Annotated in this window: 11 protein-coding genes; 9 read left to right on the top strand and 2 right to left on the bottom strand. The window is 65.8% G+C overall.

Annotation, left to right across the window (positions count from 1 at the left end):
• The 5 genes from G3N97_RS31795 to secF all read left to right on the top strand — a co-directional run.
• Nucleotides 1-151, top strand: a 151-nt coding sequence (locus G3N97_RS31795; protein ID WP_205996904.1) for an S-adenosylmethionine:tRNA ribosyltransferase-isomerase, incomplete at its 5' end; no start/stop codon positions are given.
• Nucleotides 152-276: 125 nt separating this feature from the next.
• Nucleotides 277-1,476, top strand: a complete 1,200-nt coding sequence (tgt, locus tag G3N97_RS31790) for a tRNA guanosine(34) transglycosylase Tgt (RefSeq protein WP_065065096.1) — start codon at nt 277-279, stop codon at nt 1,474-1,476.
• A 326-nt stretch (nt 1,477-1,802) separates the two neighbouring features.
• Nucleotides 1,803-2,132 carry a preprotein translocase subunit YajC gene (gene yajC, locus G3N97_RS31785; RefSeq protein ID WP_065065097.1) on the top strand — a complete coding sequence of 110 codons (330 nt, stop codon included), beginning with the start codon at nt 1,803-1,805 and terminating at the stop codon, nt 2,130-2,132.
• Between the two features lie 186 nt (nt 2,133-2,318).
• The gene (gene secD / locus G3N97_RS31780; RefSeq protein ID WP_205996901.1) at nt 2,319-4,373 is read left to right on the top strand and encodes a protein translocase subunit SecD; all 2,055 of its coding nucleotides are present in this window, start codon (nt 2,319-2,321) and stop codon (nt 4,371-4,373) included.
• A gap of 15 nt (nt 4,374-4,388) precedes the next feature.
• On the top strand, nt 4,389-5,339 hold the full coding sequence (gene secF / locus G3N97_RS31775; protein WP_205996900.1) for a protein translocase subunit SecF: 951 nt from the start codon (nt 4,389-4,391) through the stop codon (nt 5,337-5,339).
• A 109-nt stretch (nt 5,340-5,448) separates the two neighbouring features.
• Here secF and G3N97_RS31770 read toward each other — a convergent pair whose 3' ends face one another.
• On the bottom strand, nt 5,449-5,991 hold the full coding sequence (locus G3N97_RS31770; RefSeq protein ID WP_241030953.1) for a YceI family protein: 543 nt from the start codon (nt 5,989-5,991) through the stop codon (nt 5,449-5,451).
• 114 nt (nt 5,992-6,105) lie between these two features.
• Complete coding sequence (locus tag G3N97_RS31765) at nt 6,106-6,651, bottom strand: YceI family protein (RefSeq protein ID WP_241030952.1); 546 nt, start codon at nt 6,649-6,651, stop codon at nt 6,106-6,108.
• 622 nt (nt 6,652-7,273) lie between these two features.
• Here G3N97_RS31765 and G3N97_RS31760 point away from each other — a divergent pair.
• The 4 genes from G3N97_RS31760 to G3N97_RS31745 all read left to right on the top strand — a co-directional run.
• Nucleotides 7,274-8,200, top strand: a complete 927-nt coding sequence (locus G3N97_RS31760; RefSeq protein WP_205996899.1) for a paraquat-inducible protein A — start codon at nt 7,274-7,276, stop codon at nt 8,198-8,200.
• Nucleotides 8,197-8,862: a paraquat-inducible protein A gene (locus G3N97_RS31755; RefSeq protein ID WP_205996898.1), complete on the top strand. Its 666-nt coding sequence runs from the start codon at nt 8,197-8,199 to the stop codon at nt 8,860-8,862. The genes G3N97_RS31760 and G3N97_RS31755 overlap by 4 nt, the downstream gene beginning before the upstream one ends.
• Nucleotides 8,855-10,492 carry an MlaD family protein gene (locus tag G3N97_RS31750; protein ID WP_205996897.1) on the top strand — a complete coding sequence of 546 codons (1,638 nt, stop codon included), beginning with the start codon at nt 8,855-8,857 and terminating at the stop codon, nt 10,490-10,492. Before G3N97_RS31755 ends, G3N97_RS31750 begins: the two co-directional genes overlap by 8 nt.
• The coding region (locus G3N97_RS31745) for a PqiC family protein (RefSeq protein ID WP_205996896.1) at nt 10,489-11,007 on the top strand (519 nt) is incomplete at its 3' end. The genes G3N97_RS31750 and G3N97_RS31745, both read left to right, overlap by 4 nt.

The raw sequence follows: 11,007 nt of genomic DNA, 5'->3' as shown, positions 1-11,007 counted from the left end.
GAAATCGACGCTGCTGATGCTGGTGTCCGCGTTCGCGGGCATCGAAACGATTCGTGCGGCGTATCGTCACGCCATCGCCGGGCGTTATCGCTTCTTCAGCTACGGCGACGCCATGCTGCTCACGCGCACCGCAGACGCGCTCAAAGCGTAAAGCCAGGCCTTAAAGCCAGGCACTAAACCCGCCACCTTTCCCCGCCGCCGCGCGCGTCAAGCACCGCGCGGCGGCGCATCACCATCCGCGCCGGACTGTTTTCCGGTTGCACAGGAGTCAAACGCATGACCGACGGTCAGCAAAGCAACGCACGCGCCGAACACGGCGCCTATCTGGGCGAACGCCCGCAGAACGGCCTGAAATTCGAACTGCTCGGCACCGACGGCCTTGCGCGCCGCGGCCGCGTCACGCTCAATCACGGCGTGGTCGAAACGCCGATCTTCATGCCCGTGGGCACCTACGGCACCGTCAAGGCGACCCAGCCGCGCGAGCTGGAGGAAATGAAGGCGCAGATCATCCTCGGCAACACCTTCCACCTCTGGCTGCGTCCGGGTCTGGAAACCATCGAGGCGCACGGCGGCCTGCACCGCTTCATGGGCTGGAACCGGCCGATCCTCACCGATTCGGGCGGCTTCCAGGTGTTCTCGCTCGGCGACCTGCGCAAGATTTCCGAAGACGGCGTGCGCTTCGCCTCGCCCGTGAACGGCGACAAGCTGTTCCTCTCGCCCGAAGTGTCGATGCAGATCCAGAAGGTGCTGAACTCGGACATCGTCATGCAGTTCGACGAATGCACGCCCTACGCGACCAACGGCGTGCCGACCACACACAAGGAAGCCGCCGACTCCATGCGCATGTCGATGCGCTGGGCGCAGCGCTCGATCGACGAGTTCAACCGCCTCGGCAACCCGAACGCGCTGTTCGGCATCGTGCAGGGCGGCATGTTCGAGGATCTGCGCGACGAATCGCTCGCCGGTCTGTCGCAGATGCCATTCCACGGCTACGCGATCGGCGGCCTCTCGGTGGGCGAGCCGAAGGAAGACATGATGCGCGTGCTCCAGCACATCGCGCCGAAGCTGCCCGCCGACAAGCCGCACTACCTGATGGGCGTGGGTACGCCGGAAGATCTGGTAGCGGGCGTGGCCGCGGGCGTCGACATGTTCGACTGCGTGATGCCGACCCGCAACGCGCGCAACGGCTGGATCTTCACGCGTTTCGGCGACATCAAGATCCGCAACGCGACGCACAAGAACTCGCTGCGCCCGCTCGACGAGCAGTGCGGCTGCTACACCTGCCGCCACTTCACGCGCGGTTATCTGCATCACCTGCACCGCGTGGGCGAGATTCTCGGCGCGCAGCTCAACACGATCCACAACCTGCATTACTACCTGGAACTGATGAGCGAGATGCGCGCGGCGATCGAGACGAAGACCTTCGAGGCCTTCCGTCAGCGTTTCGCCGAAAACCGCGCGCGCGGGGTGGACTGAGTCCGATCGCCCCGGATCGAGTCTGGATCGCGGAGCCGGCGCGCGCTTTCGGAGGTTTCCGATCGCGCGCGACGGCAAGTGCCGTCAGACTTTACAATCACCTTTCGCGACAGCGCCGCCCAGGCGGGCAAATCGCCGTTCGGGCCGCTATCCCCCGGTCACCCCCAGGCAACACACGCTTCGCGCAGCGGGGCAACCAGGTGTTAACAGCTTGATCGGAAAGCCCATTTGGCGTCGTCGTCGCGTATTAAGCCGGTGGTAGAATAATCGGCTCGCTTTTTGATCGTACCTTTGATCGTAGTGATCGTATAAACGGAGAGACCAACGTGTCGTTCATTTCCAATGCCTTCGCCCAAGGCTCCGCAGCCGGCGGCGCAGAATCCAGCCTGATGAGCTTTCTGCCGCTGATTCTGATGTTCGCCGTGCTGTACTTCATCATGATCCGTCCGCAGATGAAGCGCCAGAAGGAACACCGCAACATGCTCGCCGCCATGGCCAAGGGCGACGAAGTCATCATCAGCGGCGGTATCGTCGGCAAGGTCACCAAAGTCAGCGAAGCCTATGTGGGCGTCGAAATCTCCGACGGCACGGAAGTCACCGTGCAAAAGTCGTCGGTTACGACCATCCTGCCGAAGGGCACGATCAAGTCGCTGTAACCGCAAGACGATCGATCACCCCGTCGATCACTTCAGGCCGTGGCTGAGTCCGCGGTCTGGTGCGTCCGGCCCGGCCCCCTGCATCACCCTGAGGCGCACTGAAGCGCCTCGCACGGGGCGGCAAGCGGGCCTTGCCGGACGCGCGCGCATCGAGATGGCAATTCCCCTCCCCCGTTGGGCCAACCAATGAACCGTTATCCCCTCTGGAAATATGTCGTGATGCTGGTGGCGCTAGTCATCGGCCTCGTGTACACATTGCCCAATTTCTTCGGCGAAGCGCCCGCGGTCCAGGTGTCGAGCGGTAAAGTCACCGTGAAGCTCGACTCCGGCACGCTCGCGCAGGTCGAAGCCGCAGTGGCGGCGGCCAACATCAAGGCCGACGACGTCACCTTCGACAACTCGTCGATGAACGCGAACATTCGCGTGCGCGTGGCCGACACCGACACCCAGCTGCGCCTCAAAGACGCGCTGAACAAGGCGCTGAACGCCGACCCGAGCGATCCGCAGTACATCGTCGCGCTGAATCTGCAGAGCGCCTCGCCGCGCTGGCTGACGGCGCTGCACGCGCTGCCGATGTACCTCGGTCTGGACCTGCGCGGCGGCGTGCACTTCCTGCTCCAGGTCGACATGAACGGCGCGCTGAACAAGAAGCTCGACTCCGACGCTTCGGACGCCCGCACGCTTCTGCGCGACAAGAATATCCGCGACGGCGGCGTGAACCGCGTCGGCCAGAGCGTCGTGATCAATTTCGCCGATCCGGCCGTCGCCGACCAGGCGAACAAGCTGCTGTCGGGCACCGGCGGGATCAGCGAACTCGTGTGGGCCACGCAGAACGCGCCGGAAGGCGGCGTGCAGCTCGTCGGCACCTTCACGCCCGCGGTCAAGAAGACGGTGCAGGACGCCGCGCTCAAGCAGAACATCCAGACGCTGCATAACCGCGTGAACGAACTGGGCGTGTCCGAGCCCGTGATCCAGCAGCAAGGCGACGACCGCATCGTGGTCGAACTGCCGGGCGTGCAGGACACCGCGAAGGCGAAGGACATCATCGGCCGCACGGCGACGCTCGAAGCGCGCCTCGCCGACCCGAACGGTCTGCATCCGAATCCGGGCGACCCCGTGCCGCCGGGCGACGAGCTGTTCACGCAAGGCAACGCCGCGCCGGTGCTGCTGCGCAAGGCCGTGATCTTCACGGGCGACCGCATCATCGACGCGTCGGCGGGCTTCGACGAGCATCAGCGTCCGTCGGTCAACATCCGTCTCGACTCGGCGGGCGGCCGCGCGGTGCGCAGCGTCTCGCGCGACAACATCGGCAAGCCGATGGCGATGGTGCTGTTCGAAAAGGGCAAGGGCGAAGTGCTGACGGTGGCCACGATCCAGTCGGAACTGGGCGACCGCTTCCAGATCACGGGCCAGCCCACGCCGCAAGCCGCCGCCGACCTCGCGCTGCTGCTGCGCGCCGGTTCGCTCGCCGCGCCGATGGACATCATCGAAGAACGCACGGTCGGTCCGAGCCTCGGCGCGGACAACATCCGCAAGGGCTTCGACTCGGTGGTCTACGGCTTCGCCGCGATCGCCGTGTTCATGATCGCGTACTACATGCTGTTCGGCGTGATCTCGATGATCGGCCTGTCGGTGAACCTGCTGCTGCTGGTGGCCGTGCTCTCGATGATGCAGGCCACGCTCACGCTGCCGGGCATCGCCGCTATCGCGCTCGCGCTCGGTATGGCGATCGACGCGAACGTGCTGATCAACGAGCGCGTGCGTGAAGAACTGCGCAACGGCGCGCCGCCGCAACTGGCCATCCAGAACGGCTACGCGCACGCCTGGGCGACGATTCTCGACTCGAACGTCACCACGCTGATCGCCGGTCTCGCGCTGCTCGCGTTCGGTTCGGGCCCGGTGCGCGGCTTCGCGATCGTGCACTGTATCGGCATCCTGACCTCGATGTTCTCGGCCGTGTTCTTCTCGCGCGGTCTCGTGAACCTCTGGTACGGCGGCAAGAAGAAGCTCAAGTCGCTGGCCGTGGGTCAGGTGTGGCGTCCGGAACCGGAAGCGGCGGGCGCGCCCGCGCTCTCCGACGCGGACACCGACACCGACACGGGCCGTGCCCTCGCCAGCAACACCGCCGGCGCAGCCAAACGCGAATCGGCCAAGGCCGGCGCGAAGGGCGGCGCACGCGGCAAGCCCACCGTGCGCCGTCGCAATGCGAACGGCCCGGACAACACCGGCTCGCCCCGCTGATACGGAGACTAGAAAATGGAATTTTTCCGCATCCGCAAAGACATCCCGTTCATGAAGCACGCGTTGATCTTCAACGCGATCTCCTTCATTACGTTCATCGCGGCGGTGTTCTTCCTGTTCCACCGCGGCCTGCATCTGTCGATCGAATTCACGGGCGGCACGGTCATCGAAGTGCAGTACCCGCAGGCGGTGCCGCTCGAACCGGTGCGTGATTCGCTCGGCAAAATCGGTTACGGCGACGCCCAGGTGCAGAACTTCGGCACCTCGCGCGACGTGCTGATCCGCCTGCCGATCAAGCAGGGCCTCTCCTCGGCGCAGCAAAGCGACCAGGTGATGAACACGCTCAAGGCCGACAATCCGCAAGTGCTGCTGCAGCGCGTGGAGTTCGTCGGTCCGCAGGTGGGCAAGGAACTCGCCACCGACGGCCTGCTCGCGCTCGCGTGCGTGGTCGTCGGCATCATCATCTATCTGTCGTTCCGCTTCGAGTGGAAATACGCCGTCGCCGGCGTGATCGCCAACCTGCACGACGTGGTGATCATTCTCGGCTTCTTCGCGTTCTTCCAGTGGGAGTTCTCGCTCTCGGTGCTCGCGGCGGTGCTGGCGGTGCTCGGTTATTCGGTGAACGAATCGGTCGTTATCTTCGACCGGATTCGCGAGACCTTCCGCCGCGAACGCAAGATGAGCGTGGTGCAGGTCATCAACCACGCGATCACGAGCACGATGTCGCGAACCATCATCACCCACGGCTGTACGGAAATGATGGTGCTGTCGATGTTCTTCTTCGGCGGTCCGACGCTGCATTACTTCGCGCTGGCGCTGACGGTGGGTATTCTGTTCGGTATCTACTCGTCGGTGTTCGTGGCCGCTTCGCTTTCGATGTGGCTCGGCGTGAAGCGCGAGGACCTCATCAAGGACAAGAAGGACAAGTTCGATCCGAACGATCCGAACGCCGGCGCGCAGGTTTAAGTCGCACCTGCGCCGCGTTCCCTCGAACGCAGACGGACAAAAAAGCCCCGCGAAATTCGCGGGGCTTTTTCTTTTTTGCGCTTCTTTTTGCGCCCGTGAAGCGCGGCGCTTACTGCTTGATGCCTTCGGCCTGGATGTGCAGCTTCGTCGCCATCTTGAAGCCGTACTTCTTGCCCATGTCCATGCCGAACTCGTCGCGGTCGAACTCGGCTTCGGCTTCCACGCCGCACACCTCGCGCTTGAGCATCGGGTGCTGCATGCACTTGAACGATTCGATCTCGAGCTTGAGCGGCTTCGTCACGCCGTGCAGCGTGAGCGTGCCGATCACTTCCTTGGGCGTGTCGCCGTCGAACACGATCTGCGTGCCCTTGTAGGTGGCGGTCGGATATTTCGCGACGTCGAAGAACTCCTCGCCGCGCAGATGCTTGTCGAGCTCCGTGTTGCCCGTCTGCACCGAGGCCGGGTCGATCGTCACATCGACCGTGCCGGTCTTGCCCGCGCGGTCGAGCGTGACCGTGCCCGTGGTTTTCGTGAACTTGCCGCGCCACACCGAGAGACCGCCGAAGTGGTCGGACTCGAAGCTGGGGTACGTGTGGTTCGGATCGAGCTGATACACGTCGGCGGCGTGCGCGAGCGTGGCGGCGAGAAGCATCGCGACGGCGGCCGCGGCTTTCGGCAAGCAGTGCTGCATGGCGTTCTTGTTCAAGTGCGTCTCCAGAGTCGGCAACGTCATGGAAAAGAAACGCGCCGCCGCGTGCGTTGCCCCCTACCGGTGCGCGACGACGATATGAAACTTGATCAGCACTTCGTCCGCGACGGTCGAGGTGTCCTTCCACTGGCCCGTGCCGATGTCGAACGCCAGACGGTGGATCGGCAAGGTGCCGTCGAACGTCTGCGTGCCGCCTTGCTGCGTGAGCACGACCGGCGCAGTCGCGGGCTGCGTGCGGCCCTTAATGGTCAGATTGCCGCTCACGCTGTACTGGTTCGGCCCGGTCGAGGTGATCGACGTGGACACGAACGTGGCCTGCGGATACGCCTTCGCGTCGAACCACTCGGGCCCGCGCACCGAATCGTTATACGTCGGGCTGCCGAGGTCGTAGCTGCCGGTGTCGACGGTGATGCGCGCCGAGCCGCCCGCGGGCTTCGCCGGATCGAAGGCGATCTGCGCGTCGAACTTCATGAAGCGCCCTTCGACCGGCACGTTCATCTGCCGCGAGATCGCCACGAGTGTGCTCTTGTCGGCGTCGATCTGCGCGAAGGCCGCGCTGCCCGGCGCGAGCGCGGTGAGCAGCGTGCAGACCGTGCAAACCAGTAACTTGCTCACCCGCGCCATCGGGGCCATCGGCGCGCGAACCGCCGTCGCCCTGCCCGCCAGAAAGCCCCGTCGCCGCCTCCCGCTGACTAAACGCGCCAGCCCGGACAATCCTTCCATGATCTTCCCCGATGCGGGCGCCGGTCTCCTCCGACAACGACACCCGCCGCCCGCGCGAGCCCCGAGGAGGGAGGGCCGTCGAATCGGCCTCTCAGCTGCAAAGATAGCCTATGCGCGTGACTGCAAACATCTGTGGATAGAGAATAGCGCGGCCGGCCGCGCACTCGCCTCGGGCGTGGCATCGGCCCGCACGCACGCCGATGCTGGCTCGCGCGCATCGGCGGCGCAAACGTGGCACACTCCTCGCCCGTCATGCAGCACGGATCGCCAAGGCTTGCCACCTAGGCCCGGCCCGCAAATTGCTACAGCTTGCCGACGCGCCGCGCGAAGAGCCCGCTTGTGTGCTGCCGAGGCGCCGCCCGCGCACGCCGGCAAGCAAACGCGCGCGCCAGGTGCCCTTTGGTAACATGGCCGGCAAGCGCGCCGCGCGCGTCGCGTTGCCATGCCGCCGATCGGCCCGCGCTGCATGTCCCGTTCACGTCGTTTTGCGCCACCTGCCCGCATGGCCCAGGAAAAACTGATCGCGTGTCACGAATGCGACGCGCTCTACCGCAAACCTCGCCTGCTCGGGCGTGAAACCGCGCGCTGCACGCGCTGCGGCGCCACGCTCTATCACAGCGCCTCGTCGCAGCTCGACCGCATCTGCGCGATCACGATCGCCGCGCTGGTCACCTTCATCATCGCGCAGTCGTTTCCCATCATCGAACTCGACGCCAACGGCATCACCACGGAGTCGAGCCTGTTCGGCGCGCTCGTGGTGCTGTGGAACGAGGACATGCAGATCGTCGCGGTGATGGTCTTTTGCGCAACCATCCTCTTTCCGCTCACCGAAATGGTGGCGCTGCTCTACGTGCTGCTGCCGATCCGGCGCGGCTTCATCCCGCCCGGCTTCGATCTCGTGCTGCGCGCGATCCAGTTCGTGCGGCCGTGGGGCATGCTCGAAGTGTTCATGCTCGGCGTGCTGATCACGATCGTGAAGATGGTCAGCCTCGCGCGCGTGATTCCGGAAACGGCGCTGTTCGCGTTCGGCGCGCTCACGCTGATGTTCACCGTGGTCGTGACGTTCGACTCGCGCACGCTCTGGGATATCGCCGACGCCCTGCGCGAAAGCGCGCTCGCCGCACGCCGCGGCCGCTCGGGTCCGGCGGCGGATGGCGGCGCGAACGGCGGTCCGGGCCTGCCTGGCGGTAACGGAGGCAACGGCGGCCAAGGAGGCAACAACGGGCTGGACACACCCGCCACCCCGCACACGGCCGACGGCCACGACATCGATCCGCGCGGGCTGCTCGATCCGGGCGTGCCCTCGGCGCTCGCGCATGTCGCCGGATCCGACGCGCTCTCCGATCCGGAAATTCGCGGCACCGCGCGCGACGCCGGCCAGGACGCGCCACCCGACACCCCGCCCGCCCGTCCCGAGGGTTCGCGATGAAAAAATACCTCACCGCCGCCGACGCCGGCCTGATCTCCTGCCACGCCTGCGGCCACGTCCAGCCGCTGCAGCGCGGCATCGCGCATCCGCGCTGCATGCGCTGCCATTCGCCGCTGCACACGCGCAACCCGGACAGCCTGATGCGCACCTGGGCGCTGCTGATCGCCGCCGCGCTGCTCTACATTCCGGCCAACATCCTGCCGGTCATGCACACGGCCTCGCTGGTCGGCGACGAGGACGACACCATCATGAGCGGCGTCGTCTACTTCTGGACCTCGGGCGACGCGCCGCTCGCCGTGATCGTGTTCATCGCCAGTATTCTGGTGCCCATGCTCAAGCTCTCGGTGCTCGGGCTGCTCTGCTTCACCTCGCAGCGCCGCTCCACGTGGCGTCCCGCCGAGCGCACCAAACTCTACCGGCTGGTCGAATTCATCGGCCGCTGGTCGATGCTGGACGTCTTCGTTGTCACCCTGACCGTGGCGCTGGTACGCTTCCAGTCACTTGCGGTGATCACGGCGGGCCCAGGCGCCATCGCGTTCGGCTCGGTCGTGATCCTGACGATGATCGCGTCGATGCAGTTCGATCCGCGCCTCATCTGGGATCCGGTGGACGAAGACAAGCAACAACCCACGCAACACTCTCAGGATCACCCCCATGAATAGTCCGAAAGGACCGACCCCGGCCTCCGGCGGCGGCGGCTTGCCGCCCGACCTGCCCGAACCGGACATCGTCAAACCCCGGCGCTGGCTGCCCTCGCTCGTCTGGATCGTGCCGCTCATCGCGGCGCTGATCGGCGTAGCGCTCGTGGTGAAGTCGGTGGCCACCCGCGGGCCGACCATCACCATCAGCTTCATGACCGCCGAAGGCCTCGAGCCCGGCAAGACCAAGGTCAAGTACAAGGACGTCGATATCGGTTCGGTGCGCGCCATCAAGCTCTCGCCGAACCTCTCGCGCGTGCTCGTGACCGTCGAACTCACGAAGGACGCCGAAGACTTCGCCAAGAAGGACAGCCGCTTCTGGGTGGTGCGTCCGCGCGTGGGCGCGAGCGGCGTCTCGGGCCTCGGCACGCTGCTCTCGGGTTCGTATATCGGCGCCGACGCGGGTCGCTCGGAAGAAACCGCCAGCGACTTCACCGGGCTGGAAACGCCGCCCGCCGTCACCATCGACGAAAAGGGCCACCGCTACACGCTGCACAGCGAAAACCTCGGCTCGCTCGATATCGGCACGCCGATCTTCTATCGCCGCATCCAGGTCGGCCAGGTGACCGGCTATTCGCTCGACAAGGACGGCACGGGCGTGACCGTGCAGGTGTTCGTGAGCGCCCCGTACGACCAGTACGTGGGCACCAATACGCGCTGGTGGCATGCGAGCGGCGTGAACGTGCAGCTCGATTCGAGCGGCTTCAAGGTCAACACGCAGTCGCTCGCGACGGTCGTGACGGGCGGTCTCGCCTTCCAGGCTCCGCCGGGTCAGGCGATGGGTCCGCAGGCGCCCGACGCCGCGACCTTCACGCTCGCGTCCGACGAAAGCGAAGCGATGCGCGAGCCGGACGGCGCGCCGGTGCGCGTGGTCATGTACTTCAACCAGTCGCTGCGCGGCCTCGCCGTGGGCGCGACCGTGGACTTCCGCGGCATCGTGCTCGGCCAGGTGACCGATATCGGCATCGAATACGATCCGAAGGAGCACAACTTCACCATGCCGGTGACGATGGATCTGTATCCGCTGCGTCTGTCGCGCCGCACGCGCGGCGAAGCGCCCGCGCCGCATACGCCGCAGAGCCACGAGCTGATCAAGCGGCTCGTCTCGCGCGGCCTGCGCGGCCAGTTGCGCACCGGCAACCTGATCACCGGCCAGCTCTACATCGCGCTCGACATCTTCCCGAAGGCCGGTCCGGCCAAGGCGGATCTCGACCGCGACCCGATGGAGCTGCCGACGGTGCCGAACTCGCTCGAAGAGCTGCAGCTTCAGGTGGCCGACATCGCCAAGAAGCTCGATCAGATTCCGTTCGACAAGATCGGCAACAACCTGAACGAATCGCTCAAGAGCGCGAACCAGCTGTTCGGTCAGGTCAACGACCAGCTTCTGCCGCAGATGCGCGGCACGCTGGACGAAGCGCAGAAGACCTTCAGCGCCGCCCAGTCCACCTTGCAGCAGGATTCGCCGCTGCAGTCGGACGTGCATCAGGCGCTGCAGGAACTGACGCGCACGCTGCAATCGCTCAACGCGCTCTCGGATTACCTCGAGCGCCATCCCGAATCGCTGCTGCGCGGCAAATCAGGAGACAAGCCATGACGTATCGCCGGCGCCCGCTCCGGCGCCTTGCTGCCCTCGCCGCGCTGACGGCGCTGGCGGGCTGCGCCTCGCCCAGCAGCCACTTCTACACGCTGAGCCCGACCGACGACGCGGCGCGCACCCAGCCCGCCGCCGCGACGAGCGGCAACCCGGCGTGGCTGATCGAACTCGCGCCCGTCGACGTGCCGCCGCAAGTCGCGAAGGCGCAGTTCGTCGTGCAGACCGACGCCACCCAGGTGCGCGTGCTCGAACAGGAACGCTGGGCGTCGATGCCCGGCGACGAGATCCGCCGTGCGCTGTCGGGCGATCTCACGCAGCAGTTGAACACGATCGACGTGTACGGCTCGCCGCATCCCGAAGGCGTGCCGGTCTACCGCGTGAGCGTGAACGTGCAGCGCTTCGAATCGTGGCCGGGCTCGCATGCGCTGATCGACGCGGTCTGGAGCGTGCGTTCGCTCGACTCGCAGATCGTCATGACCTGCCGCAGCGTGCTCAACAAACCGGTCGGCGACGGC

The organism is Paraburkholderia sp. Ac-20347 (assembly GCF_017104805.1).
Lineage (GTDB): Bacteria > Pseudomonadota > Gammaproteobacteria > Burkholderiales > Burkholderiaceae > Paraburkholderia > Paraburkholderia tropica.
The sequence above is the reverse complement of the archived record's forward strand: the minus strand, read 5'-3'. Positions and strand labels throughout refer to the sequence as shown.